This is a genomic window from Achromobacter spanius, assembly GCF_002812705.1.
GTDB classification, from domain to species: Bacteria; Pseudomonadota; Gammaproteobacteria; order Burkholderiales; family Burkholderiaceae_B; genus Achromobacter; species Achromobacter spanius.
The window spans coordinates 1222359-1248416 of sequence record NZ_CP025030.1; the positions used below are offsets into that span (position 1 = coordinate 1222359).

Consider the following 26058-nt stretch of genomic DNA (forward strand, 5'->3'; position numbering starts at 1 on the left):
CTCGCGCTCCACGCTTGACGTTCACGTCAAGTCATCATAATTTACGTTTACGTAAACTGCCACACGTCGCATGCCCTCGTCAACCTGGACCATCTCTGAACTCGCCCGCGAGTTCGACGTTACGCCCCGCACGATCCGCTTCTACGAAGACCAGGGAATCGTCAGCCCGGCGCGCGAGGGACGCAACCGCATCTTCGGCCCGCGCGACCGCACGCGCCTGAAGCTGGCGCTGCGCGGCAAGCGCCTGGGGCTGCAACTGTCTGAAATCCTGACGCTGATCGATATGTACGACAGCCCAGGCGACACCGAGGTGCAACTGCGCCAGTACCTGAGCGTACTGGAACAGCATCGCGCCACGCTGGAACAACAGCGCCGCGACATCGAAGACACCCTGCAAGAAATCGAGCAGCAGGAACGCGAGTGCCGCGTGCTGCTCGCGAAAAAGCCTTAAAGGGCAGGGCCGGCGGACCAGACGGTTCCGCCCAAAAATAAGATTTATCCAATATCTTTGCTCCCCACGGGAAGGCAAGATCGGCGATCGCCATACCCGGCGCGTCGCGCTTGCGATTGCCCGGAGCAAGTCGTGCCCGTTGCCTGCACCTGTCCTGTTTCCCAAGCGGTGTTCGGTGGCTGCGCGCGCGACAGTCATGGCGGTGTCTTTGGCAACAGGATTCCTCATGCACAAGAGTCGTCGTCACCCCATTCTTGACCGCCAACCCCAGCTACGCGCCGCGGCGGACGCCGCCGGTTTCGAATGCCTGGACACCGATTGGCGCGGTTTGTCGGCGATGTATCGCTTTCAATGCCAAGAAGGGCATCTATTCCAACGCACGCTGCAAACCTTTGGCCGCGCGCTCGAAGTCAAATGCCCGCTGTGCGCCGCGGCGTCGAATTTCGGACGCTTGCGCGAGCTGTCGCGACAGCATGGCGTGACTTGCCTGGAACCGCACTGGCTGGGATGGGACGTGCCGCACCGCTTCCAGTGCGACGCCGGGCACGCCTGGAACCGCAAGGGCAACAAGGCGCTGCAACGGATAGGCTGCGCCGTCTGCGGCCGCGACGCGGGCTACCGGCGCAGGCGCGACGATCTTCTGCAGCGCATCCATCAAACGGCGGCCTTGCGGGGCGGGCAATGCCTGGACACCTCGAGCCCCCGTGGGCAACGAACATTCCTGTTTCGCTGCGGCGCGGGCCATGAATGGGAAGCGGCCGGCGTCGACGTGTTGCGGCGCACCTGGTGCCCGGAATGCGCGCGGCTGCGCAAAGTCGAAGGCTATCGGCATCCCGACGGCCTGGAGCGCTTGCAGCGCAAGGCGGCCGAACGCGGCGGCGCATGTCTGGCGGACGCCTATGGCGGGCTTGGGGTGCGCTACCGCTTTCGTTGCGCCGAAGGCCACGAATGGCTTACTACCGGCGGCAAGGTCATGCTGGGCAGTTGGTGCGGCGTGTGCGCCAATCTGAACAAGCGCCTGGGCATCGAAGCGGCGCATCAGGCGGCGCGAGAGCGGGGCGGTGAGTGCCTGACGTCCGTCTACCAGAACACCACCAAGAAAATGCACTGGCTGTGCCACCGTGGGCACGATTGGCACGCGCCATTCGCATCAATCAGGGCCGGCCACTGGTGCGCGCAGTGCGCACACATGGCGCGGATCACCAATCCCAAGTCCCTGGCGGTCATGCGGTATCGGGTGATGGACTTGCCTGTGGACGACCGAGGCGTGCCACACAAACCCCGCAGGCGCGCGACTCAGCCAGCCGTCAAAACATAAGCAGATCTTCTTGCCGGGGAATTTTCATTCCCTAGGGATAACCCGACTCCAATTTACGTTTACGTAAACGTAATATTTGCGGTGCATCATTGCGTAGCGGTGCGTGATCGGCGCATGATGAGCCACACGACGGCGGCGCGGCGCCGGCTACAGGCGCCCATAAGAATGTAAGTACCCACTATCACGGAGACATCGATGAACCTTCCCGGCCTGAACTTCGACCTGGGCGAAGACCTGGACATGCTGCGCGACGCCGTGCGCAATTTCGCACAAGCCGAGATCGCGCCGCGCGCGGCCGAGGTAGACCGCAGCGACCAGTTCCCCATGGATCTCTGGCGCAAATTCGGTGAACTCGGTGTGCTGGGCATGACGGCCGACGAGGAATACGGCGGCGCCAACATGGGCTATCTGGCCCATATGGTGGTGATGGAAGAAATCTCGCGCGCCAGCGCGTCGGTGGGCCTGTCGTATGGCGCGCATTCCAACCTGTGCGTGAACCAGATCAACCGCAACGGCACGGCGGCGCAAAAAGCCAAATACCTGCCCAAGCTCATTTCCGGCGAACACGTGGGCGCGCTGGCCATGAGCGAACCGGGCGCCGGCTCGGACGTGGTCAGCATGAAGCTGCGCGCCGACAAGAAGGGCGACCGCTACGTGCTGAACGGCACCAAGATGTGGATCACCAACGGCCCGGACGCCGACACGCTGGTGGTCTACGCCAAGACCGACCCCGAAGCGCACCAACGCGGCATCACCGCGTTCCTGGTCGAAAAGGGCTACAAGGGTTTCTCGGTGGCGCAAAAGCTCGACAAGCTGGGCATGCGCGGCAGCCACACGGGCGAACTCGTGTTCCAGGACTGCGAAATTCCCGAAGAAAACGTCCTGGGCCAGGTCAACGGCGGCGTCAAGGTGCTGATGAGCGGCCTGGATTACGAACGCGCCGTGCTGTCCGGCGGCCCGCTGGGCATCATGCAGGCCGTGATGGACGTGGTGGTGCCCTACATCCACGACCGCAAGCAGTTTGGCCAGGCCATCGGCGAATTCCAACTGATCCAGGGCAAGGTGGCCGACCTGTACACCACCCTGCAAGCCAGCCGCGCGTTTTGCTACCAGGTGGGCAAGAACCTGGACAAGCTGGGCGCCGAACACGTGCGCCAGGTGCGCAAGGACTGCGCCGCGCTGATCCTGTACACGGCCGAGAAAGCCACCTGGATGGCAGGCGAGGGCGTGCAGATCCTGGGCGGCAACGGCTACATCAATGAATACCCGGTGGGCCGCCTGTGGCGCGACGCCAAGCTGTACGAGATCGGCGCCGGCACCAGCGAAATCCGCCGCATGCTGATCGGCCGCGAGCTCTTCAACGAAACCGCCTGATCCTCAGGCCGAGCGCCCCGCCATGATCCGCATGTCCGACGTCCAGCACATCGAGCAGGCCCCCGCCCCGGGGCCGTCTCCGCTGGACGTGGCGCGGCTGATCCTGGCCGGGTTTGACCGCCACTACGCCCTGTTTCGCTACAGCGCGCAGCGGGCCAAGGCACTATTCGAATCGGGCGACTGGCACGGCATCCAGCACCTGTCGCGCGAACGCATCGAGTACTACGACATGCGCGTGCGCGAATGCGCCACGCAGTTGGAAAGCGTGCTGCGCGGGCGGCCGGAAGGCGCGCTGGACGACATCCCCAGCCACACCGGCAACGGCAGCGGCAGCGGAAATGGCAACGGCAAGGGCGCGGCCGTACCCGCCCTGACCGACGCCCAGACCGCCTACTGGCAACAGATCAAACAGGAATTCGTGGGCCTGCTGGGCGCACACAAGCAGCCCGAATGCGCCGAGACCTTCTTCAATTCGGTCACGTGCCGGCTGCTGCACCGCGACTATTTCCACAACGATTTCCTCTTCGTGCGGCCCGCCGTTGCCACCGACTATCTGGACAGCAGCATGCCGTCATACCGGGTGTATTACCCGGCAACAGACGGCCTGGAAAAAAGCCTGATCCGCATGGTGGCCGACTTCGGCCTGGCGCTGCCCTTTGAAGACCTGCCGCGCGATACCCGCATGCTGGCGCGCGCGGCGGTTACTCAGTTGCGCACGCTGCTGCCGCGCCACGTGGGCCGGCGCATCGCCAGCGACTGCCAGGTCCACGCGCTGGGCTCGCTGTTCTTTCGCAACAAGGGCGCCTACATCGTCGGCCGCCTGATCAACCAGACCACCGTCTACCCCTTCGCCGTGGCGCTCACGCGCAACCCGGCCGGGCAGGTGACGCTGGACGCGCTGTTGCTGGGCGCTGACGACCTGAGCACGCTGTTCAGCTTCACGCGCGCGTATTTCCTGGTGGACATGGAAACGCCCGCCGCCGTCGTCAACTTCCTGGCAACGCTGCTGCCCCGCAAGCCCAAGGCCGAGCTCTACACCATGATCGGCCTGCAAAAGCAGGGCAAGACGCTGTTCTACCGCGACTTCCTGCATCACCTGGCCCATTCGCGCGACGCCTTCGACATCGCGCCCGGCATCAAGGGCATGGTGATGTGCGTATTCACGCTGCCGTCCTACCCCTACGTGTTCAAGCTCATCAAGGACCGCATCGACAAAGACGGCATGGACCACGCCACCGTGCGGCGCAAGTACCAGATGGTGAAGCTGCACGATCGCGTGGGCCGCATGGCGGACACCTGGGAATATTCACAGGTGGCGCTGCCGCGCAGCCGCTTCGCCCCCGCCTTGCTGGACGAACTACGCCGCCTGGTGCCCAGCCTGATCGAAGAAACCAGTGACACCGTCGTCATCCGCCACGTCTACATCGAACGGCGGATGACGCCGTTGAACATCTATCTGCGCCAGGCCTCCGACGCCTTGCTGGACCCCGCCGTGCGCGAATACGGTGACGCCATCCGCCAGCTTGCCGCCGCCAACATCTTCCCCGGCGACATGCTTTACAAGAACTTCGGCGTCACGCGCCTGGGCCGCGTCGTCTTTTATGACTACGACGAAATCCAGCGCATGACCGAAATGAATTTCCGGCGCATCCCGCCGGCCCCGAACGAAGAAGCGGAAATGGCCTCCGAACCCTGGTACGCCATCGGACCGAACGACGTATTTCCCGAAGAATTCGGCCGCTTTCTGCTAGGCGACCCGCGCGTGCGCGGCGCCTTCATGCGTCACCATGCCGACTTGCTGGAACCGGACTGGTGGCAGGCCTGCCGCGCCCACGTGGCGCAGGGCCGGATTGAAGAATTTTTCCCTTACGATACAGACAGACGCCTGCGTCCGGCCCGCCTTCCTGGCGACCGCGCAGTGCCGACACCCAGACGCTGTCCCGACCCTCACAGGAGTTAGTCATGTCAGATCCCATCGTTATCGTTTCCATCGCCCGCACGCCCATGGGCGGCATGCTTGGCAGCCTGTCCGGCCTGGCCGCGCATGAGCTGGGCTCGGTGGCCATCAAGGCCGCTATCGAACGCGCCGGCATCAAGCCGGAACAAGTCGACGAAGTCATCATGGGCAACGTGCTGCAAGCCGGCCAGGGCCAAGCCCCCGCACGCCAGGCCGCGCTTGGCGCCGGCCTGCCTTTGGGCGTGGCTTGCACCACGATCCACAAGGTGTGCGGTTCGGGCCTGAAGGCTGCCATGTTCGGCCACGACCTGCTGGCGGCCGGCAGCGCCGAAGTGGTGGTGGCCGGTGGCCAGGAAAGCATGAGCAACGCGCCGTACCTGCTGTTGAAGGCGCGCCAGGGCTACCGCTTCGGCCACAACACCGTGTATGACCACATGGCGCTGGACGGCCTGGAAGATGCCTACGACAAGGGCAAGGCCATGGGCGTGTTCGCCGAAGACTGCGCCGCCAAATATGAATTCACGCGCGAGCAGCAGGACGAGTTCTCGCTGGAATCGTTGCGCCGCGCCCGCGCCGCCACGGAAGACGGCAGTTTCAAGTGGGAAATCGCCCCCGTGACCGTTGCCGGCCGCAAGGGCGACACCGTGATCGACACCGACGAAGCCCCCACCAAGGCCATGCCGGAAAAGATCCCGACCCTCAAGCCCGCTTTCAAGAAGGACGGCACCATCACCGCCGCGAACTCGTCGTCGATCTCCGACGGCGCCGCCGCCATGGTGTTGATGCGCGCGTCCACCGCCGAGAAACTTGGCGTGAAGCCGCTGGCCCGCATCGTGGCCCACAGCCAGCACTCGCAAGAGCCGGGCTGGTTCACCACCGCCCCCGTCGGCGCGCTGAAGAACCTGTTCGCCAAGACCGGCTGGAAGGCCGAGGACGTGGACCTGTACGAAATCAACGAAGCCTTCGCGGTGGTCACCATGGCCGCCATGACCGACTTCAAGCTGCCGCATGACAAGGTCAACGTCCATGGCGGCGCCACCGCCCTGGGCCACCCCATCGGCGCGTCGGGCGCCCGCCTGATGGCCACGCTGGTCGGCGCGCTGCGCAAGACCGGCGGCAAGCGCGGCGTTGCCACGCTGTGCATCGGCGGCGGCGAAGCCGTGGCAATGGCCATCGAGATGGTGTAAGGATTGGGGCGGGACAACGTCCCGCCCAATTCGCAGGGTGGGTGAAGCCGTGGGATGGGTGACGCCGTAGGATGGGTGAAGCCGTAGGATGGGTGAAGCGCGAGAGACCGATGGCAAAAACCCAACCGCCTCAACGCGCGCAACCCATCAAGCAGCATCAAATTCCTAGACAACCTAGGCCAGAAAGCGATGGCCCCCACACCCCATCATCGCTACACCCCGGTTCTTTTGATCTTCAGCCACAACTTAACGTTTGTTTGATGGGTTGCGCGCGTTGAAGCGTTGGGGTTCTTGCCCTGGCTCTCTCGCGCTTCACCCATCCTACGCCTTCAAATCCCCATTTCGCAGGACGGGTGGTACCCCATGCCCATCATCGAATCCCGCATCAATCCGCGGTCGCAAGATTTCACCGACAACGCGCGTGCCATGCAGGCGCAGCTGGATGATCTGAATCAGAAGCTGGCGCAGACCGCGCTGGGCGGCAGTGAAGCCGCGCGCGCCAAGCATGTGGCGCGCGGCAAGCTGCTGCCTCGCGACCGCGTTGAAAACCTGATCGATCCGGGCACCCCGTTCCTGGAACTGTCGCCCATGGCGGCACACGATATGTACGACGGCGACGCGCCCGGCGCGGGTGTCATCACCGGCATCGGCCGCGTGTCCGGCACCGAATGCGTCATCGTCTGCAACGACGCCACCGTCAAGGGCGGCACGTACTACCCGATGACGGTCAAGAAGCATCTGCGCGCGCAGGAAATCGCCGCGCAGAACCATCTGCCCTGCGTCTACCTGGTGGATTCGGGCGGCGCCAACCTGCCGCAGCAAGACGAAGTCTTCCCTGACCGCGAACACTTCGGCCGCATCTTCTACAACCAGGCGCAGATGTCCGCGCAGGGCATTTCGCAGATCGCCGTGGTGATGGGTTCGTGCACCGCGGGCGGCGCGTATGTGCCGGCCATGAGCGATGAATCCATCATCGTGAAAAACCAGGGCACGATCTTCCTGGGCGGCCCGCCGCTGGTGAAGGCCGCCACGGGCGAAGAAGTCAGCGCCGAAGACCTGGGCGGTGGCGACGTGCACACGCGCTTGTCGGGCGTGGTGGACCACCTGGCCGCCAACGACATGCATGCGCTGCAACTGGCGCGCAACGCCGTCGCGCGCCTGAACCGCAAGAAGCCCGCGCAACTGGCCACCATTGCCCCGCGCGAACCGCGCTACGACCCCAACGAACTGAACGGCATCATTCCCGCCGACACCCGCAAGCCTTATGACGTGCGCGAAGTCATCGCGCGCATCGTCGACGGCTCGGAGTTCGATGAATTCAAGGCCCGCTTCGGCCCCACGCTGATCACGGGCTTTGCGCACATTCAGGGCATGCCGGTGGGCATCGTCGCCAACAACGGCATCCTGTTTTCCGAATCCGCGCAAAAGGGCGCGCACTTTATCGAGCTGTGCGCGCAGCGCAAGATTCCGCTGGTGTTCCTGCAGAACATCACCGGCTTCATGGTGGGCCGCAAGTACGAAAACGAAGGCATCGCGCGCCACGGCGCCAAGATGGTGACGGCAGTGGCCACCGCCGCCGTGCCCAAGTTCACCGTGCTGATCGGCGGCTCGTTCGGCGCCGGCAACTACGGCATGTGCGGCCGCGCCTATTCGCCGCGCATGCTGTTCATGTGGCCCAACGCCCGCATCTCGGTAATGGGTGGCGAACAGGCCGCAAGCGTGTTGGCCACCGTCAAGCGCGACGGCATCGAAGCGCGCGGCGGCCAATGGTCGGCGGACGAGGAAGCCGCCTTCAAGGCGCCCATCCGCGACCAATACGAGCACGAAGGCCACCCGTACTACGCCACCGCGCGGCTCTGGGATGACGGCATCATCGCCCCCGCCGACACGCGCCGCGTGCTGGGCCTGGCCTTGTCCGCCGCATTGAACGCCCCCATCGAAGACACCAAGTTCGGCGTCTTCCGCATGTAGCGCCATCGCGCTATTGCCGTGCCCGCAGTTCAAGAAGAATTACAGCCAGGATGACATTCATGTTCGACACTTTGCTGATTGCCAATCGCGGCGAAATCGCCTGCCGCGTCGCCGCCACCGCCCGCCGCATGGGCATCCGCACCGTTGCTGTGTACTCGGACGCGGACGCCAACGCGCGCCACGTGGCCGCCTGCGATCAAGCCGTGTACATCGGCGGATCGGAGCCGCGCGCCAGCTACCTGCGCGCCGACGCCATCCTGCAAGCCGCGCTGGATACCGGCGCGGGCGCCATCCACCCCGGCTACGGCTTCCTGTCTGAAAACGAAGCCTTTGCCGAAGCCGCTGAAAAGGCCGGCATTGCCTTCGTGGGCCCGCCGGCCTCCGCCATTGCCGCCATGGGCAGCAAGTCGGCCGCCAAGTCGCTGATGGATAAAGCCGGCGTGCCGCTGGTGCCCGGCTACCACGGCGACAACCAGGACCCGCAATTCCTGAAGACCCAGGCCGACGGCATCGGCTACCCCGTGCTGATCAAGGCCAGCGCGGGCGGCGGCGGCAAGGGCATGCGCGTCGTGGAATCGTCGGGCGCGTTCCTGGACGCGCTGGCCTCGTGCCAACGTGAAGCGGCATCCAGCTTTGGCGACGACCGCGTACTGATCGAACGCTATCTGCAAAAGCCGCGCCACATTGAAATCCAGGTGTTCGCGGACACTCAAGGCAACTGCGTCTATCTGTTCGAACGCGATTGCTCGGTGCAGCGCCGCCACCAGAAGGTCATCGAAGAAGCCCCCGCCCCCGGCATGACCGAAGAACGCCGCCGCGCCATGGGCGAAGCCGCCGTGGCCGCCGCGCGCGCCGTGGGCTACGTGGGCGCAGGCACGGTGGAGTTCATTGCCGAGCCGGACGGCCGCTTCTACTTCATGGAAATGAACACGCGCCTGCAGGTGGAACACCCGGTCACCGAAATGATCACGGGCCACGATCTGGTGGAATGGCAACTGCGCGTGGCCGCGGGCCAGCCGCTGCCGGCGCGCCAAGAAGACTTGCGCATCAACGGCCACGCCATCGAAGCCCGCATCTACGCCGAGAACCCCGACAAGGGCTTCCTGCCGTCGATCGGCACCCTGGCTTATCTGGGCCTGCCCCCGCACAGCGCGTTCACCAACGCCGACATCCGCGTGGATGGCGGCGTGCGCACCGGCGACACGATCACGCCGTTTTATGACCCCATGATCGCCAAGCTGATCGTGCACGGCGCCGACCGCGACCAGGCCCGCGCCCGCATGCTGCAAGCGCTGGCGCAAACACAGGCCGTGGGCGTGCAGACCAACGTGGCGTTCCTGGCGCGCTTGATGAAAGACAGCGCCTTTGCCGCCGCCGACCTGGACACCGGCCTGATCGAACGCCAGCGCGCCACCCTGCTGCCCGAACCGCAAGCGGCCAACGCCGCCACGCTGGCGCTGGCCTCGGCCGCCGTGCTGGTACGACAGGGCCTGGCGCAGCCCGGCGCGCAATCCCCGGGAAAAGGCCCCGCCGACCCCTGGGATGCGCGCGACGGCTGGCGCCTGGGCGGGCAGTACCAGCGTCACCTGCAATGGGTGGAAAACGGCGAAGCGCGCCGCGTCACCGTGGCGCGCCAAGGCGGCGCGTGGACGCTGGACGCAGGCACCGGTGCACAGCCCTTTCTGTGGCGCTCGCACGCCAGCGCCAACCCCAACCTGGCCTACGGCCTGCGCGTCACGCTGGCCGGCCATGAGCACGCCGGCACCGTCGTGCTGCATGCCGACCGCGCCCACGTCTTTGGCGACGACGGCGTGCACGTGCTGGAGCTGTACGACCCCCTGGCGCATGCCCAGGACACGCAGGGCGAGCACGGCGGCGGCCTGACGGCCCCGATGCCGGGCAAGATCATCTCGATCTCGGTCAAGGCGGGCGACACCGTCGAGAAAGGGCAGCCGCTTTTGGTGATGGAAGCCATGAAGATGGAGCACACGATTTCGGCGCCAGCCGATGGCAAGGTCGAAGAAGTGTTCTATGGCGTGGGCGACCAGGTGACCGAAGGCGCGGAACTGGTGTCGATCGGGGGCTAGCCCGCTGGGCATCACTGATCGGGGCATGGTCGATGTGGAACATGAACCTTGGGGCGCTGTGGATGCCGTCAGCGCGCTGAGGACCTTGCAGGGGCGCAACCCGGCAAAAGAGTAGACTGACCGCCTCTTTCCTTTGTTTGAGTTGAACATCCATGTTTGTCAAAGCCTTGCGTGTCGGCCTGGGTCAATTGATCGTTCTTGGCGACGCGCTGACCCGTCCGCGCCCGCAACAACGTTCAGCACAAGGCCAGGCCACGGTCAACGCGGAAGCCGCCGCGCTGTCGCTCTATCAATTCCACGCCTGCCCGTTCTGCGTGAAAACGCGCCGCGCCATGCATCGTTTGAACGTGCCGGTGACGCTGCACGACGCCAAGAACGACCCCCAGGCCCGTGAACAACTGCTGGCCGGCGGCGGCAAGGTCAAGGTGCCTTGCCTGCGCATTGAAGAGGCCGGCGGCACGCGCTGGATGTATGAATCCAGCGAGATCATTGCGTACCTGGACAAACGCTTCGCGGGCGTGGCTTGAGGGTCGTGTGGGTGGGGGGGAGATGATGGGTTGCGCGCGTTGAACACCACGTTCTAGCAACGAGCTTGCCGCGCTTCACCCATCCTACGAATGAAGGCGTTGCCCGTTGCGCGGATGAAGACGTTGCGCGTTGACCCATGGCGCCGGCAGCGCCCGGCTTGTTGCCGCTCTGCCCCGTAGGATGGGTGTAGCGCGCGCGGACCGACGCAAAAAGCGCTACCGCATGCCGCGCGAAACCCATCTGCCGACCGCCCATCTCCCGACCGCCCATCTGCCGACCTCCCATCTGCCGACCGCCCATCTGCCGACCTCCCATCTACCTCCCTCCCTTCTGCCCATCCCCCGGCATGCCACTTGCTGCACCTTGGCTTCGGCGAGCACGCCCCGACCCGCCGCGCATCGCTTGCACGGGGCCCAGCACAGGGAGCAATCATGGCAACACTTAACGAGATAAACATCGCCATTCTGGCTGTCGACGGATTCGAGCAGGTAGAACTGACCGGTCCGCGTGACCGGCTGCAAGCCGAAGGCGCCCGCACGGTACTGGTGTCGGCGCGCAATGACCCGATCCTGGGCATGCATCACGACAAACCCGGTGATCGCTTTCCCGTGGACCTGATATTCGCGCAAGCCGAAGCCGAACCTTCGGTGTTCGACGGGCTGCTATTGCCCGGTGGTGTCGTCAACAGCGATGAGATCCGCATGCACCCCAAGGCGCAGGCGTTCGTGCGCGCCATGTTCGACGCCGGCAAGCCCGTGGCGGTCATCTGCCACGGCGCGTGGCTGCTGGTGTCCTCGGGCGTGGTGCGCGACCGCACCATGACCAGCTGGCCGTCGCTGCAGGACGACCTGCGCAATGCCGGGGCCAACTGGGTGGATCAGGAAGTCGTGGTCGACGGCGCGCTGGTGTCCAGCCGCAAGCCCGACGACATCCCGGCGTTCAGCACGGCATTCATCGAGGTCTTGCAGGCGTCCAGGCGCTGACGCGCAGGCTTGACCAGGGCACGGCTAGTTTGATCGGGGCTTGACCAAGGCTCGGCTAGTTTGATCGGGGCGCGGGCTTAAGCAGGGCTGGGCTAGTGTGACCGAGGCGCGAGCTTAACCAGGGCTCGGCTAGTTCAACCAAGGCGCAGCTAGCGCAGATCGCCCACGTTAAGCTTGCGCGCATTGCAGGCCTGCACCAGCTCGGGGTCGTGACTGGCGAACAGCACAACGCGGTCTCGCGCCCAGGTCGTGAAAACCTCGGCCAACACCCCGCGCGCCTGCGCGTCCAGGCCACTGCTGGGGCCATCCGCAACGACGACGGCCGGCGTGCCCAGCGCGGCGGCGGTCAGGTACACCTTGCGCCGCGTGCCCGTGGACATCTGCTCGAAGCGCTTGTCCAGATGCGGCTCCAGCCCCAGGCGGAATGCCAGATCCAGCACGCTATCGTCCAGGCTCACGTTTTTCTCGGCGGCGGCGTTCAGCAGGAATTCGCGCCCGGTCTGCGTGGGAAACGCCAGGCAGTTATCCGGCACATAGGCCAGTCGGGCGCGGGCTTGCTGCGGCGCGTTGGCCAGAGAATGACCATCGATCCATACCTCACCGCCATCCGGCGCGATCACGCCCGCGATGATGCCCAGCAAACTGGATTTGCCGGTGCTGTCTTCTTCGCATAGCGCCATGCATCCAGGCTGGAACGTGTGGGTCAGACCCTGGAATACAAAGTAGTCGCCGTAGCGCTTGCCGAGATTGTCGATGCGTAGCATGGCGGAAAGTTTAATCGAAGCACCGGCTTCCAGGCATGGCCCGCCGATTCAAACCCGAGCCACTTCCACCCATAGCCGCGTCATGACAACGTGCTTGACCAGGTCAAACATGTGCGCGGGCGCGCTCGCGGGTACCAGGACACGCCGGATCAGGGCCTGCAAGTCGACGCGCAAGCACGCTTGCGACGCCCCCTGCCGCGTGGACAGGGTGCGCAGGCGGACGCGGCTTTGCGTCGGCATATCGATCTTCAGCTCGGCGTGCTCGGGCGCCAGGACGGCATCATGCAAGGCATCCAGCGTGGTGCAGACGTACACCGCGCCAGGGTCGTTGGACTCGCCTTCAATGCGGCGCAGCCATTCCTGCGTGCCGACCCACGTGGTGCCTGCCCCTTGTATCGGGGCATCCAGGCGCAGGTGACTGAACTCAAGCAGTTCGATGAGTTCAACAAAGGCCAGCTCACGTAACACCGTCAGCGCCCCTCTTGGCCCATCGTCGCGTGGACCGCGCGCCCATTGCTTCACGACACCCTCCTGTTAATCGAAAGGGGGGCTCACGAATGGCCCCCCGGTTCAGCCCTGCCTGTGTTGCGCGATCAGGCCTGAGCTTGCGCCTCCTCCAACGCGCGCACCTTTTTTCTGTTGCGCATCGTCGAAAACACCAGCCAGATGGCCAGCGCCGCGATGGCGTAGATGAAGCCCGCGCTGATCGGCCGGTCAATGAACACGTTCATGCTGCCCCGCGACAGCAACAGCGCGCGGCGGAAGTTCTCTTCAACCATGGGGCCCAGCACGAAGCCCAACAGCAGCGGCGCGGGAGAAAAGCGCAGCTTCAGGAACAGGTAACCGACCAGCCCAACCATCAACACCATGCCCACATCGAACAGGTTGTTGTTGGTGCTGTACACGCCGACGCAGACAAAGAACAGCGCGGACGGGAACAGATACTTGTAGGGCACTTTCAAGAGCCTTGCCCACATGCCGATCAAGGGCAGGTTCATCACCACCAGCATGATGTTGCCGATCCAGAAGCTGGCGATCAGCCCCCAGAACAAATCCGCGTGCTCGGTCACCATCTGCGGGCCGGGCTGGATGCCGTGGATGATCAGCGCGCCCAGCATCAAGGCCATGACGGAGTCGCCGGGAATGCCCAGGCTCATCGTGGGAATGAAGCTCGTTTGCGCGGCCGCATTGTTTGCCGCTTCCGGCCCCGCCACCCCTTCGATGGCGCCATTGCCAAAGCGCTTGGGCGTCTTCGACACGCGCTTCTCGACCGCATACGACATGAACGAGGCGATGGTCGCGCCCGTTCCCGGCAGGATGCCCAGGACGGCGCCGATGGCGCTGCCACGCGCGATCGGCATGGCCGATTGCTTGATGTCGCCCGGTTCCGGCCGTACCGACATCTTGGGGCCGGCGCCCACGGTCGTGGCCTTGCCGATGCGATTCACGTTGGCAAAGAAGTCCGCCAGCCCGAACAGCCCCATCGCCAACGCCACCAACTGCACGCCATCGCTGAGTTCGATGATGCCGAAGGCATAACGGATGGTGCCGGTGTTCACATCAGTGCCCACCACGCCCAGCAGCAGGCCCAAGAACACCATGGCAATGCCCTTGACGGCCGACCCCTTCGCCAGAGTGGCGCCGGCGAACAGGCCCAGCATCATCATGGAGAAATACTCGGCCGGGCCGAACTGAAACGCCACTTCGACCAGCAAGGGCGAGAACAGAATCATGATGATGATGCCCACGCTGGCGCCCACGAAAGACGACATCACCAGCATGAACAACGCGGACCCGGACTTGCCTTGCCGCGCCAGCGGATTGCCGTCCAGGCAGGTCACCGCATGGGAAGGCGTGCCCGGCAGGTTGAGCAAAATGCAGGTAATGCCACCGCCGTACTGGGCGCCGTAGTAAATGCCGGCCAGCATCATCAAGGCAGCTACCGGCGTCATCGCGTAGGTAAGCGGAAGCAGGATGGAAATGGCGGCCAGCACGCCCATGCCCGGCAGCACGCCGATCATGTTGCCCATGAAGACGCCGAACAGCGACCACAGCAGGTTGTCCCACTGCAGCGCCACGGAAAAGCCGTGCAATACGTTATCGAACAGATCCATGGCCTACCCCCAGCGCAGCATCGGGAACTGCAATTGCAGCGCCCACGAGAACACAACCGCGCCGAACACCGTCATCGCAATGGCGAGAATGGCGGCGGATTTGATGGAATTCGACGTATCGCCCAGGGCCGACACGAACACCAACGCGAAGGTCGCGGGCAGAAAGCCCACGAAGCTGCCCAGGATGATGAAGAGCGCAATGCCCGCTGCAATGCAGGCCATGCCACGGATGCGATCGCGGCGCGACGGTTGCGGCAGATGCTCTTCGACGAGTTCTTCCTGCACCTCGTCGGGGTCCGGGCTAAGCGGAATCAGAATGCCCAGCGCCACCAGGAAACAACCCACCATCAGGGGGAAGTAGCCTGGCCCCATCCGGGCCAGTTCTCCGATGTTGTATGACGTCGCTTCAAGTATGGTGAGCGCGCCGCAGAGTGCTATGAACGCACCTCCCCACAGATCGCGCTTTCTAGAGAATATGGTGCTGCCCACGGCTTGCTCCCCGGTTTGTTGTTGACTTGCTCCGGGCATGCAACCGTGCATGCCGGAGGAGCGGGCACTTTAAGGAGTGGGCCTTGCAAACGGCTTTCACGCATCCGCGGCGGCTATGCGGGATAACCATGGCGCGGGCATGACGGCGGCAGCCCGAGTGAACAAGCGTGAACAAGGGTTCAATGCCGATGTTCACAAAAGTGAACATCGCCGCGCCACATTGCGCCTGGAACGCCCGTGTGGCGCCCCTGGCACGGATTTTTCCCACGCCCAGCGCACTTGCCAAATATTGCAAATCCGAAGCAGGTAGAACGCGAGGCATAATTTCGTTTTCGAGGTCCAGAAGCGCCGCCATGCTCCGCCTGTCTCTTACCGCGCGAATTCCGCTTGCGGTCGCTTTGCTATTTCTTGTGATCTCCACCGCGCTCATCTCCCTGGCGCTGCATGGCGTATCACGGCAGTTCGACCGGCAGATCACCAACCTGGGCCAGGTGTATCTGGACGGGCTTTCCGCTGCGATTCTTCCCGCCGTGCGCGCCCACGACGCCGAGCAAATGGTGGAGGTGTTGAATCGGGCGCTGGACACCCATCTGGGCGTGGTTGATCGCACGCTTGCCGTGGTGGGTGCCGATCAGCGTCTGCTGGCGCACGTTGCACGTTATCCCGTGGTGGAACCGGTTCCGCTTGCGTTGCTGGCGGACACGTCCGGCACGCTGATCAGCGCGCGCTCGGAAGGGGTGTGGACGTGGCGCCTGCTGGACACTGCCCAGCCCCAGCTTGGCACCTTGGTGGCCAACCTGGACGTCAGCGACTTCCATCGGCAACGCCAGGAACTGGCCCTTGAGCTTGGCCTGGTCGGCCTGGCGATCAGCCTGCTAGGCGCCGTGCTGTGCTTCGGGATGGCTCGGCGCCTGCAACGCCCGATCATCTCGCTGACCGAGGCACTGCGCGCGGGGCCGGAAGCACGCCTGCGCCCCATGCGCGTTGACACCACGGACCCGGAACTCCGGGAACTGCTCTCGGCCTACAACTGGATGGCGGAAGGCGCCCTGCAACGCGAGGCGCTTGCCGCACGCAACGCGCGCATCGAACGCGAAGCGGTGCTGGGCCGCATGTCGGCGGCGCTAGCGCACGAGGTACGCAATCCATTGGGCGGCCTACGCACCGCCGTGCAAACCTTGCGGCAATTCGGTGAACGCCCTGAAGTCAGAACCGAGTCGCTGGATTTCATCGAACGCGGCGTGCAGGCGCTACAAGCCGTTGTCGATGCAAGCCTACGTACCTTTCGCCCCGGCAGCGCCTGGTTGCGCCAGGAAGATATCGCCGACATTCGCCTGATGGTGGATGCTCAAGCCGGCAAGGCAGGCGTACGCGTGCAACTCGATAGCGAGGGCATGCTCCACGACCAGGCCCTGGCGCTGCCCGCCGGCGCTGTCCGCCAGGTCTTGCTGAACCTGGTCCTGAACGCGATCCAGGCGTCGCCGCCCGGTGCATGGGTGCGGATCTTTGCGCGGGCCAAGCGCGACGCGTTGACGCTGCACGTGGCGGACAGTGGCTCCGGTTTGCCGACCGCGGCGCGGCGCGCGCTGGCGGGCCATCCGTCCGAAGGCGACGGCATGGGCTTGCGCATCGTTGCGGACCTGATCACCACCCTGAACGGCCGTCTGCGCGTGACGCGCTTCGGAAGCGGCACGCGCATCTCGGTGCGCCTGCCCTTCGCCACAGAGGAAATATTGTCGTGAACGATATCCAGGTGCTGCTCATCGAAGATGATGCCTTGCTGGGCGCGGCGCTCTTGCAGCGCTTGCGGCTGGAAGGCATCTCGGCGCAATGGGTGCAAAGCTGCGCGCAGGCCGTCGAGCTGTTTCGCCGAACGCGCATGCGGCCCGCGTTCCTGCTTGCCGATATTCGGCTGCCGGATGGATCTGGCGAAGACCTGTATCGCCGCCTGATTCCCCATCTGGCGCGCACCACCGTGGTCTTTGCCACCGCCTATGGAGAAATTGCCCAGGCGGTGCGCCTGGTCTCGGCGGGCGCGAACGATTACCTGACCAAGCCCTACGACACCGACGCGCTGGTTGCGCGCATCCGGTCCGTCATTGCCGCTCAGCCCTCGGGCGGCAGCCCGGCAGTCCAAGACAATCCGTTTGTGCTTGACGCCGCCACGCACGCTGTCGCGCAAGAGCTGGAACGGTTTGCAGCCAGCGCGTTGCCGGTGCTCTTTGAAGGGGAAACCGGAACGGGCAAAGACCGCGCCGCACGATACGTCCACGCGCGCTCGTCGTTTTCGTCCGGCCCCTTCGTTGCGGTCAATTGCGCCACGCTGGCCACCGACCTGGTCGAGAGCCTGTTGTTTGGCCATGCCAAGGGCGCCTTCAGCGGCGCCGGCGCGGCGCGCGATGGCCTGTTTTCCCAGGCTTCGGGCGGCACCTTGTATCTGGATGAAGTGGCCGAGCTGACGCCCAGAGCGCAAGCCGCCCTGTTGCGAGTGCTGGAAAATGGAGAGTATCGACCCTTGGGCGAGGCTTCGAGCCGCCAGACGAATTGCCGAATACTTGCCAGCACCTGCGCGGACCTGGAAGCGGCAATCGCGCAGGGAACGTTTCGCGCCGACCTCTTTTATCGGCTAGCCGTGGCACGGATTGCGACCTTGCCGCTCAGAAACCGGCCGGCGGCGATCGACGTGCTGGCAGGCGTCTTATTGGATGAGCAACACACGTCGGGCATCACGTTTTCGGCGGACGCCACGCAGGCGATGCATGACCATGCCTGGCCCGGCAATATCCGGGAAATGAAGAACCGGATCGCGCGCGGCCTCGTCATGATGGAGGGCACCACGCTACATGCCAGCGACCTGTTCCCGGAAAGACGGCTTACGGAACAACCGGATCTTGCCGCAACGCGCCTGGATGCCGAACAACGCGCCATCCAGCAAGCCATTTCCGAATCCGGCGGCCATATGGGATTGGCGGCCAAGCGGCTGGGAATTTCACGAACGACACTATGGAAAAAACTGCGCGCCGGCCGTCAGGAAGGCGCCGATTCCGAGCCATACTGACTAGCGCTTGTGCCATCCAAAGGAATTTCAAGCAGCAGGTAATCGGTGGCGTCTCGGTGCTCGATGCGCCATTCGACGTCGAGCATGTCTCGCACCTGCTCAAACGCCGACAGGCGATTGTCGAAACGCTTGTCGGCGTCGCCATCACCCAGCGTGGAGTGCGCCACGGTTTGCACGATCGCGAACAAGCTGCGCGTGCGGCGTTGCAGATCGGCGATCAGCACGCGGTGGCGCCGCTCGACCTTGATGATGTCGGTGATGTCGATGAACGTGACGACGACACCATCCACGCTGCTATCGGCGCCACTGTGCGGCACCATGCGCAGCAGATAGTGCTTTCCGTCCAGCGGGCTGGCGATGCGGCGTTCAACGGGCCGAAAGTCGGTATAGACCTGCTCGATATCGTTCGCAAACGCAGGCAGGTCGAAGCGGCTGGCCAAATCGGTAATGGGCCGGCCGCAGTCACCGGGCAGGATGTTGAACACATCGCTTATTGCAGGCGTGAAGCTGCGGATGATCAGGTTGCGGTCAAGGAACAACGTTGCGATGGCCGCCTTGTCGAACAGAACGTTCAGATCATTGTTGCAGCGGTCCAGCTCGTCGACCTTGCCGTGAAGTTCATCGTTGACCGTATGCAGCTCTTCGTTAAGCGAGACCAGTTCTTCCTTGGAGGCTTCCAGCTCTTCGTTGGCGGATTGCAGCTCTTCGTTGACCGACAGCAGCTCTTCATTGGACGCGCTCAATTCCTCCAGCGCGGCCTCGTATTCCTCAGCCATGGACTGCAAGCGTTCACGCGCTTGCAGCAGTTCGATTTCCACATGGCGGCCTGCGCCGTCTTGCGGTGCATTTTCTGGGGAATGGGCGCCGCCCTCGCTCTCCATGCCACGCTGAAAGAACAGGACCAGATATCGCGTTTCAGTGTCTCGCTGCCAGCACAAGGGCTCGACCTCGAGTGAGACCCGCTGCAAGCGTCCTTCGTCGTCTTCAAAGGCCACGCCCTCCCGTCGCGCGACCTTACCCGTCTCAGCCGCCTCGTGCAGCAAGGCGCGCAAATCCGGCCGCAGGCCCTTGCGAGCCAAGGCCAGTACTTGATGGCTGGGTACGCCCGCCTCGGCCTGCAGGAATTTTCCGGTGCCGTTCGAGTAATACAGCACGTCGCCATTTCCGTTGATCACGACATGCGCGGGGGCATGCCGAGTCAGCACCTGGCGTTCGATCGCCGCGTGCAGCGTCGCGCCAACCGCATCACCTGGGCGGTGCGTGAAACTGGGCAGGCTGGCAGCCTGCAAGGGCCACGACGAGAACGCCAGGCGCGGCGCAACCGGTTGCCCGTTGCGCCGTTGAAAGATCCGGTGCTTGCGTTCAATGGCCTTGAACAAGCTGCCGACCTCGCCCGCGTCATCCGCCGCGCCAAGCACCAGAAAGCCATTGGGCTGCAACGAATAATGGAACGTCGGAATGATCTGCTGTTGGGCCTGGCGATCAGAACAGATAAGCAGGTTGCGGCACGAAATCAGGTCGATTCGGGCGAAGGGCGGGTCACGTACCACGCCATGGGGCGCAAAGACGCACATGTCGCGCAGATGCTTGTTCACGACATAGCCGTCGCCGTCCGCAAGAAAGTGACGGTCACGCCGTTCTCGCGACATTCCTTCCAGCGACTGGCCAGGGTATCTTGCCGCGCGCGCGGCAAGCAGCGCCCAGTCGTCCACATCGGTGGCGAACAAACGCACACGAGGCGGCGCCGCCATGGTGTCCATGTATTCGCGCAACAGCATGGCCAGCGAATAGGCCTCTTCGCCCGTGGCGCAGCCGGGCACCCATACCCGCACGGTATCCGTCGCCCCCCGGCCTTGCAGCAGTTCCGGAATAACCAGCCGGTTCAAGACGTCGAACGCCTCGGCGTCCTTGAAGAAGTTCGTGATGCCGACCGATAGATCTCGGAACAGCGCAATGGCCTCTTGGGGTTCTTGATTCAGATGGTCGATGTAGGCATCAACGGCGCCAAGCTGTTTGACCTGCATGCGGCGCCGCACACGGCGCATGAAATCCTGATCGCTGTAGCCACTGGAATCGTGGCCGATGCTGGCGCGCAGCAACTCCCGGATTTTCATGCGCGAAGCGCCCAAGCCGTCCGGATCACCCCCTTCTTGCGTGTCGGGACTCGCCTCGCCCCGCAGGGATAAGCCCACGCCAAGCTCGGTCAGCTTGCGCGCCATTTCGCTCGCGGGCAGCGCAAAATCGATCCACCCACTGGCGATGGCGCTGGCCGGCATTTCAGGATTGACCGGGCCGTCTTCGTCCGTAGCCTGCGCCATGGTTAACCCGCCATACTCTTTGATGGCCTTGATGCCAAGCGTGCCGTCTGAATTCCCGCCGGACAACACCACGCCCGCCGCATAATCCAGGCAATCCTGCGCCAAGGCGGAAAAGAATAAATCAACAGGGCGGCGAACCGACAGATTCGCCGGACGCTTAATCACGCGCAAGCGCCGCTGGCCAATAGACATAAGGGCGTCGCGCGGCAGCAGATATACACAATTTGGTTCAAGCTGCTGATTATCAACGCCGATCATCACCGCCAGCGAGGTGTGGCGCGCGATGGCGTCAAGCAGGTGTTGTTCGTGGCCAGAACTTAAATGGGAAACCACCACGAAGGCCATGCCGGGATTCAGGGGCACGCCACGGAAAAACGCTTCCAATGCCTGGATTCCGCCGCCGGACGCGCCGAGACCCACGATGGGAAATTCCGTTCGCAGCATCATGTCCCTCTGGCCAAGCCGGCCTGGCAAACAGCATATTGGGTGTCACATGCAAGGCAAGGGATACGCATTAACCCCTGGCGTCAACATTACCATGGGCAATTACGCTTTGATACGGGTTAAGCCATATGGCTCGGGTGAGTCCTAATACCCTTTTCAGACAAGCAAAAACACGAACTAAATAATCCCCGATAACCCTACTGGCGTTTTTCTGTGCCGGGTGGCACCAGGCCGCGGCGTTCGATGGGGGTAGAGAAAATAATGGAAGTCCGTGTTTCTCCGTATCCGTTGATGGTCCCGATAAAACGCTCAAGATCCATCAAACCCGTTGCGACCACGGTCATCAGATAGGAATCGGCCCCGGCCACATGGTGGCACTCAAGCACTTCGGGTGCGTGGCGCAGCCGGTCAAGCAGGGCTTTCTTGCCGGGCTGTGTCGCGGTGATCCCCACAATCGCCTTTACGGGGTAGCCCACTTGCGCCGCATCCACCTCAAGGGTGAATCGCTGCGCAATGCCGGCATCCTGCAACCGCTTGAGCCGTTCCGCCGTTGCCGCAACCGACAAGCCGGCGGCCTCGGCAAGGGTCTTCAGTGGCGCGCGCGCGTCAAGCTGAAGGGCGCGCAGCAAGCGCCACGCCACGTCATCCAGTTCATTTTTATCCGTTCTTGCCATGGCGCGCTTCTACCAGAAAACCGACGGCTAAATTTAGCATTCACCGGAATAATGCGCTGTATCTGGCAATGGGACCGACGGGATAATCGATTCTTCTTATTGCGAATCCCGATGCGGCATGCTCGACATCCAGCACTACGGCAGTTTTATCCTCGCCATCCTGGTATTCCAGGCCATTCCCGGCGCGGGCACCATCGCCATCCTGGACGCCACGGCGCGCCATGGCAAAAGCGCCGGCATGGCCGCGGTGTTGGGCACCATCGCGGGCGACTTTCTGTTCATGGTCGCGGCGGCGGCGGGCCTGGCCGCGATCATGCGGACGCATCCGCTGGTCTTTCAAGGCCTGCAATGGGCGGGAGTCGCGTATCTGCTATGGCTGGGCGCGCAACTCATCCGCACACGCCCAAATACGCAGGATCAGGAACGCGGACGCGACCGATCACCCTGGGTGTACTGTCGCCGGGCGTTCATGGTGAGCCTGACCAACCCCAAGGTGATCCTGTTCTTCGTCGCGTTCTTTCCCCTGTTTCTTAAACCGGCGGCATCCCCGGTAACGCTGGCGGTGATGATGCTGCACGTGACCGTGCTAAGCCTGCTCTATCAAAGCGCCTTGGTGCTGATCGGAAACGCCCTGGCCTTGCGCCTTGCGACGTTTCCAAGCGCCAGGCTGCTGGCAACGCGGTTTGCCGGCCTGGCGCTGGTCGGCCTGAGTATCCAACTGGCTGCTGGCGTCGCTTAGGCGCCACGGCAGGTGAACAGGGGCCGGGAAGCTAGCCCGCCTGGATCATCTTCCACCCATTGCCGGCCGGGTCGCGGAAACCGGCATCGACGCTGCCGTAGCGGTCCGTGGGCTCTTGGGTGAACTCAACGCCCAGCGCCTGCAACCTGGCATGGCTGGCGCGGCAGTCTGCCACCGACAACACCAGCGGCGGCATGGCGCCCTTGGCAACCATGGCGTGCAGGGTCTGCGCGGTGGCGTCGTCATGGACGGGCGGGCCGGGCTTGAACAGGCCAAGCTGAAACGAGGGCTGGTCCGGATGCTGGATGGTCAGCCAGCGGTAGTCGCCATTGCGCACATCCGTGTGAACGCGAAAGCCCAATTTTTCGACGTAGAACGCCAGCGCTTCGTCCTGATCGTTTACGTACAAGCCGACAACATTGATTCCTTCGTTCATGACTCCTCCTTGGTGGATTCACGCAATGTAGCGGCGGCGGCGCGACGGCGCTTCTCCAAAACTGCGCTGTCCAAGTCGGGGCGTTGCGCGGCCTTGACCACACAGGCCGGGACCCGGGCAAGTTCCTCGGGCTGGGCCTGAAGCTGGGCGCGCATCCCCCCTGGGCTAAGCCCGGTAACGTCATGGAAGATGCGGCCGAAGGTACCCAAACTTTGCCAACCGGTCTCGAACGCGATCGCCGTAATGCTCATGTCGGTATCCCGCAACAGGGCGATGGCGCGCTCGATCCGGCGTGTCAGCAAGTAGCGGTGCGGTGGAAGCCCGAAGGCGCGCTTGAACGAGCGCGCGAAATAGGCTTGGGATACACCGCTGACTTCGGCCAGACGGCTGACCGGCCAAGCCTCGGCGGACGCCGCGTCCATGCGGTCCTTGGCCCGCAGCAGGCGGCGCAGCAGCGCCGCATCCTCCAACGGACGGGATGCGTCCATTACCGAGGCGGCGGCAAGCGGCTGCGGATCACTGACGGCGTGGATGGTCATGGGTGCCTGGCGACTCCGGATCAAGATCCAGATCCGCTTCCTCGCGCGCCTCCAGCTCGTTGCCCAGCACCTCGGCGGCATCGTCGCCGCTGGTTTCCGGCGTCAGGCGGCGGCGCGTGTGGCCCGCGGCCCGGGCGTCTTCGCCCTCGTCGGGGCGCTCGGCTTGCAACGCCACGTTCGCCACAGGCGCATAGCCCCGCTTGTCCTGGCCGAAGTAAACCACCGTGTGCGGGTAGGGCAGCTCGATGCCGGCGGCGTCGAAGTGCTTTTTAAGCAGCCGGTTGTAGCCGCGCTGCACGGCCCATTGCATGCCCGGCGTGGTCTTGATCAGGATGCGGATGGTCACGCCCTTGTCGTTGACCGCCGTGACGCCGGCAATGGTGATCTCTTCCAGAATTTCCGGACCCAGCACCGAATCCGTCATCAGCTCGGCAAAGGCCGCGCGCAGATGCTCGATGGCGTCGTCCACGCTTTCGCGATGCGCGATCGTGTATTCGCCCAGGTGGTACGAGAAGTCACGCATGTGGTTGGCCACCACGTCCACCGACGAGAACGGCACCAGGTGATAGCCGCCGTCCAGCGTGCGGATGCCCACCGAACGTATCGTCATCTTCTCGACCGTGCCGAACACGCCCGCCACCTGCACCACGTCGTTCTCGTTCATGCCGTTTTCAAGCTGGATGAAGACACCGGTGATGATGTCCTGCACCAGCTTCTGCGCGCCAAAACCGATCGCCAGGCCCACCACCCCGGCGCCGGCGATCAGCGGGCCCACGTCGATTCCGATCTGCGACAGCAGCACCATCAGCGTCATCGTCACAATGACGATCAACGCGGCATTGCGAAACAGCGCCAGCAGGGTACGTTCCCGCGCGGTGGGCATGCCGCGCCCCTCGCTCTGGCTCAGGCGGTGTTCGATGACGCTTGCGATAACCGTCCAGACCAGCGCCGCGATCAGCAGCACGATGACGATGTTAAGCACCACCTTGATGGCCGCGCCTCCGGCATCCGAGGCCAGCCAGCTAGACAGGTCAAACGCCTGCCAGGCGTCAAGAATAAGCAGCACCGCGACGATGCGGATGATCCATCCCAGCACTTTCAGCAGGGCCGGCACATAGGCGTTGACGCGCGTCTCCAGCATCGGCAGGCGCCGCCGCAGGTCGGCTGACAACACGATGGGCTTGGCCAGTACGGTGTTTACCAACAGCACCAACAGGCTGCTCACGCCGATCACCAGCAAGGTCTGCGCGGTGGCGCGGGCCATGAAGGGCAGCGCATTGGTGGGGTCGATCTGGCTGACCACCAGCAGGACGGTGAAGTACCCGATACCCAGCACGTGCCACACGCGCGACAGAAAGTGCAGCCGCGATCCCATGAACGTGGCCGCATTGGCGGCGCGTCGGCTAAGGCGTTCGCGTACCGACTGGCGGTTCTGCCAGATGACGCGCACCGCGTACACGTACACCGCCAGCATGATGACCATGTTGGCCAGGCGACCCAGGGCGGGCGACAGCGTGGCCGAGATCACGGGGTCTATCAGCAGCGTGCCATAGCCCGCCGCCGCCACCACGCGCACCAGCCAGCCGTTCCAGTACTTGGCCAGTTCGTCGGACATGGGCAGAAGACGCAGGTGCGGATGCCGCACCGCGAACACCGTGCGGATCAGCACCTTGACGATCTCCACCGCCACGAAGGCCTGCAGAAACACGGCCGCCAAGGGGTCCAGCGTGCCGCGCCCCGGCGTACCCCACAGGGCAGCCGCGCCGCCCGCCATGGCCGCCAGCAGAACGACGCCCGCGTCGATGGCCACCGCGCCGACGATGGCGCCGCCACGCCGATACAGCACGCGCATGGAGGCCGGCACGCCGCGCTTGGGCGGCGCGACGGGCTCGCCCGCGCCCTGATGCGCCACCCAGCGATCGATGCGGGTGTAGATGCGCATGGCGATCATCCGCAACAGCAGGAAGGCAATGATGGTGGCCACGGCGGCCAATGTCAGCGGCAGCAAGGCCTGGCCCGCCGTGCCGCTGTCCATGCGCAGGCTGCGCCCCGACGCCAGCACGCGCATATCGTCCACGCCTTGGCCCATGTCGGCGGCAACGCCGGTCAGGAAACGCTGCACGCCATCGGCCATGCGTGCCTGCAAACCGGGTACGGCGGGTTCGGCAGGCTCGGCCGCGCCTGCGGAGCGGGAGGCCGCCGGTTTGGTCCCCGACGCCTGCGTGCGCAACTCGTCCACCAGCGCTTTGCGCGCCTCGGGATTCTCCAACAGGTCGGCCAGCGCGGCGGGAGTCAGCGCCGAAGGGGGCGCAGCGGCTTCCTTGGCTGGCAGGGGCAACGCGGCCATGGCGGGGGCTTGCCACAGCATCGACAGGCAACTCAGCATCGCCGCCAGCAGCAGGGCCGCCAGCCAGGGTCTTTCTCGTCGGCGCCTCCAGAGACTGGCGGCATGGTTGCGGAACAGGGAAGACGCGGATGCTGTCGTTGCGGATAGAACCACTAATAAATCTCCTATGCGATCAGGGCAGAAAATCGCGGCGCGCGATCGCGGTGGGGACGCCGGCAATTTCCAAATGATATCGCCCATGGAGCCGTCCCCTTGTTCGGCCTCCCCGGTTCCCCGCTCC

At 64.3% G+C, this 26058-nt stretch carries 21 protein-coding genes; 12 read left to right on the forward strand and 9 right to left on the reverse strand.

The features are described from left to right. Positions 1–70: 70 nt before the first annotated feature. From CVS48_RS05495 to CVS48_RS05535, 9 genes are all read left to right on the forward strand, one after another. On the forward strand, positions 71–451 hold the full coding sequence (locus tag CVS48_RS05495) for a MerR family transcriptional regulator (protein WP_100853593.1): 381 nt from the start codon (positions 71–73) through the stop codon (positions 449–451). A gap of 226 nt (positions 452–677) precedes the next feature. After that, positions 678–1769 (forward strand): hypothetical protein, encoded by a 1092-nt coding sequence (locus CVS48_RS05500; RefSeq protein WP_100853594.1) that lies wholly within the window; start codon positions 678–680, stop codon positions 1767–1769. Positions 1770–1964: 195 nt separating this feature from the next. Next, positions 1965–3143 (forward strand): isovaleryl-CoA dehydrogenase, encoded by a 1179-nt coding sequence (locus CVS48_RS05505; protein ID WP_100853595.1) that lies wholly within the window; start codon positions 1965–1967, stop codon positions 3141–3143. Positions 3144–3165: 22 nt separating this feature from the next. Continuing rightward, positions 3166–5103: a bifunctional isocitrate dehydrogenase kinase/phosphatase gene (gene aceK, locus CVS48_RS05510; protein WP_100853596.1), complete on the forward strand. Its 1938-nt coding sequence runs from the start codon at positions 3166–3168 to the stop codon at positions 5101–5103. Between the two features lie 2 nt (positions 5104–5105). After that, a complete protein-coding gene (locus tag CVS48_RS05515) occupies positions 5106–6287 on the forward strand; it encodes an acetyl-CoA C-acetyltransferase (protein WP_100853597.1) in 1182 nt (393 codons plus the stop codon). A gap of 363 nt (positions 6288–6650) precedes the next feature. After that, positions 6651–8258, forward strand: a complete 1608-nt coding sequence (locus CVS48_RS05520; protein WP_100853598.1) for a carboxyl transferase domain-containing protein — start codon at positions 6651–6653, stop codon at positions 8256–8258. Between the two features lie 59 nt (positions 8259–8317). Next, complete coding sequence (locus CVS48_RS05525) at positions 8318–10345, forward strand: acetyl/propionyl/methylcrotonyl-CoA carboxylase subunit alpha (protein ID WP_100853599.1); 2028 nt, start codon at positions 8318–8320, stop codon at positions 10343–10345. 152 nt (positions 10346–10497) lie between these two features. Continuing rightward, positions 10498–10872: a glutaredoxin family protein gene (locus tag CVS48_RS05530; protein ID WP_050447462.1), complete on the forward strand. Its 375-nt coding sequence runs from the start codon at positions 10498–10500 to the stop codon at positions 10870–10872. A 432-nt stretch (positions 10873–11304) separates the two neighbouring features. Further along, the gene (locus tag CVS48_RS05535) at positions 11305–11856 is read left to right on the forward strand and encodes a type 1 glutamine amidotransferase domain-containing protein (RefSeq protein ID WP_100853600.1); all 552 of its coding nucleotides are present in this window, start codon (positions 11305–11307) and stop codon (positions 11854–11856) included. Between the two features lie 149 nt (positions 11857–12005). Here the strand turns inward: CVS48_RS05535 and CVS48_RS05540 are convergent, their stop codons facing one another. The 4 genes from CVS48_RS05540 to CVS48_RS05555 all read right to left on the reverse strand — a co-directional run bounded on the left by CVS48_RS05540 (position 12006) and on the right by CVS48_RS05555 (position 15223). Continuing rightward, positions 12006–12620, reverse strand: coding sequence for an ABC transporter ATP-binding protein (locus CVS48_RS05540; protein ID WP_100853601.1), 615 nt, complete (start codon positions 12618–12620; stop codon positions 12006–12008). Between the two features lie 48 nt (positions 12621–12668). After that, positions 12669–13142, reverse strand: coding sequence for a hypothetical protein (locus CVS48_RS05545; protein ID WP_100853602.1), 474 nt, complete (start codon positions 13140–13142; stop codon positions 12669–12671). A gap of 71 nt (positions 13143–13213) precedes the next feature. Beyond that, positions 13214–14734: a tripartite tricarboxylate transporter permease gene (locus tag CVS48_RS05550; protein ID WP_100853603.1), complete on the reverse strand. Its 1521-nt coding sequence runs from the start codon at positions 14732–14734 to the stop codon at positions 13214–13216. A 3-nt stretch (positions 14735–14737) separates the two neighbouring features. Further along, positions 14738–15223 carry a tripartite tricarboxylate transporter TctB family protein gene (locus CVS48_RS05555; RefSeq protein ID WP_242001359.1) on the reverse strand — a complete coding sequence of 162 codons (486 nt, stop codon included), beginning with the start codon at positions 15221–15223 and terminating at the stop codon, positions 14738–14740. Positions 15224–15576: 353 nt separating this feature from the next. On the opposite strand from CVS48_RS05555, the gene CVS48_RS05560 reads away from it, so the two are divergent. Together CVS48_RS05560 and CVS48_RS05565 are read left to right on the forward strand one after the other, a co-directional pair. Beyond that, positions 15577–16965: a sensor histidine kinase gene (locus CVS48_RS05560; RefSeq protein WP_100853605.1), complete on the forward strand. Its 1389-nt coding sequence runs from the start codon at positions 15577–15579 to the stop codon at positions 16963–16965. After that, positions 16962–18281, forward strand: coding sequence for a sigma-54-dependent transcriptional regulator (locus tag CVS48_RS05565; protein ID WP_100853606.1), 1320 nt, complete (start codon positions 16962–16964; stop codon positions 18279–18281). The genes CVS48_RS05560 and CVS48_RS05565 overlap by 4 nt, the downstream gene beginning before the upstream one ends. On the opposite strand, the gene CVS48_RS05570 is transcribed toward CVS48_RS05565, so the two are convergent. Further along, entirely contained in the window at positions 18251–21046 is a 2796-nt protein-coding gene (locus tag CVS48_RS05570; protein WP_100853607.1) for a CheR family methyltransferase, read from the reverse strand. The genes CVS48_RS05565 and CVS48_RS05570 overlap by 31 nt on opposite strands. 194 nt (positions 21047–21240) lie before the next feature. Next, complete coding sequence (locus CVS48_RS05575) at positions 21241–21717, reverse strand: Lrp/AsnC family transcriptional regulator (protein WP_100853608.1); 477 nt, start codon at positions 21715–21717, stop codon at positions 21241–21243. Between the two features lie 118 nt (positions 21718–21835). Between CVS48_RS05575 and CVS48_RS05580 the strand changes: the two genes are divergently transcribed. Further along, on the forward strand, positions 21836–22456 hold the full coding sequence (locus tag CVS48_RS05580) for a LysE family translocator (protein ID WP_100853609.1): 621 nt from the start codon (positions 21836–21838) through the stop codon (positions 22454–22456). A 31-nt stretch (positions 22457–22487) separates the two neighbouring features. Here the strand turns inward: CVS48_RS05580 and CVS48_RS05585 are convergent, their stop codons facing one another. Genes CVS48_RS05585 through CVS48_RS05595 form a run of 3 tightly spaced genes read right to left on the reverse strand, consistent with a single transcriptional unit; the run spans position 22488 to position 25817 of the window. Continuing rightward, entirely contained in the window at positions 22488–22892 is a 405-nt protein-coding gene (locus CVS48_RS05585; protein ID WP_100853610.1) for a VOC family protein, read from the reverse strand. After that, entirely contained in the window at positions 22889–23380 is a 492-nt protein-coding gene (locus tag CVS48_RS05590; protein ID WP_100857524.1) for a helix-turn-helix domain-containing protein, read from the reverse strand. The genes CVS48_RS05585 and CVS48_RS05590 overlap by 4 nt, the downstream gene beginning before the upstream one ends. 28 nt (positions 23381–23408) lie before the next feature. Next, on the reverse strand, positions 23409–25817 hold the full coding sequence (locus CVS48_RS05595; protein WP_100853611.1) for a mechanosensitive ion channel domain-containing protein: 2409 nt from the start codon (positions 25815–25817) through the stop codon (positions 23409–23411). Between the last annotated feature and the right edge of the window lie 241 nt (positions 25818–26058).

Bases quoted from the DNA above. Each gene is read 5' to 3' on its own strand.
- CVS48_RS05495 (WP_100853593.1), top strand. From the start codon at position 71: ATGCCCTCGTCAACCTGGACCATCTCTGAACTCGCCCGCGAGTTCGAC.
- CVS48_RS05500 (WP_100853594.1), top strand. From the start codon at position 678: ATGCACAAGAGTCGTCGTCACCCCATTCTTGACCGCCAACCCCAGCTA.
- CVS48_RS05505 (WP_100853595.1), top strand. From the start codon at position 1,965: ATGAACCTTCCCGGCCTGAACTTCGACCTGGGCGAAGACCTGGACATG.
- aceK (WP_100853596.1), top strand. From the start codon at position 3,166: ATGATCCGCATGTCCGACGTCCAGCACATCGAGCAGGCCCCCGCCCCG.
- CVS48_RS05515 (WP_100853597.1), top strand. From the start codon at position 5,106: ATGTCAGATCCCATCGTTATCGTTTCCATCGCCCGCACGCCCATGGGC.
- CVS48_RS05520 (WP_100853598.1), top strand. From the start codon at position 6,651: ATGCCCATCATCGAATCCCGCATCAATCCGCGGTCGCAAGATTTCACC.
- CVS48_RS05525 (WP_100853599.1), top strand. From the start codon at position 8,318: ATGTTCGACACTTTGCTGATTGCCAATCGCGGCGAAATCGCCTGCCGC.
- CVS48_RS05530 (WP_050447462.1), top strand. From the start codon at position 10,498: ATGTTTGTCAAAGCCTTGCGTGTCGGCCTGGGTCAATTGATCGTTCTT.
- CVS48_RS05535 (WP_100853600.1), top strand. From the start codon at position 11,305: ATGGCAACACTTAACGAGATAAACATCGCCATTCTGGCTGTCGACGGA.
- CVS48_RS05540 (WP_100853601.1), bottom strand. From the start codon at position 12,620: ATGCTACGCATCGACAATCTCGGCAAGCGCTACGGCGACTACTTTGTA.
- CVS48_RS05550 (WP_100853603.1), bottom strand. From the start codon at position 14,734: ATGGATCTGTTCGATAACGTATTGCACGGCTTTTCCGTGGCGCTGCAG.
- CVS48_RS05560 (WP_100853605.1), top strand. From the start codon at position 15,577: ATGCTCCGCCTGTCTCTTACCGCGCGAATTCCGCTTGCGGTCGCTTTG.
- CVS48_RS05570 (WP_100853607.1), bottom strand. From the start codon at position 21,046: ATGATGCTGCGAACGGAATTTCCCATCGTGGGTCTCGGCGCGTCCGGC.
- CVS48_RS05575 (WP_100853608.1), bottom strand. From the start codon at position 21,717: ATGGCAAGAACGGATAAAAATGAACTGGATGACGTGGCGTGGCGCTTG.
- CVS48_RS05580 (WP_100853609.1), top strand. From the start codon at position 21,836: ATGCTCGACATCCAGCACTACGGCAGTTTTATCCTCGCCATCCTGGTA.
- CVS48_RS05585 (WP_100853610.1), bottom strand. From the start codon at position 22,892: ATGAACGAAGGAATCAATGTTGTCGGCTTGTACGTAAACGATCAGGAC.
- CVS48_RS05590 (WP_100857524.1), bottom strand. From the start codon at position 23,380: ATGGACGCATCCCGTCCGTTGGAGGATGCGGCGCTGCTGCGCCGCCTG.
- CVS48_RS05595 (WP_100853611.1), bottom strand. From the start codon at position 25,817: ATGCTGAGTTGCCTGTCGATGCTGTGGCAAGCCCCCGCCATGGCCGCG.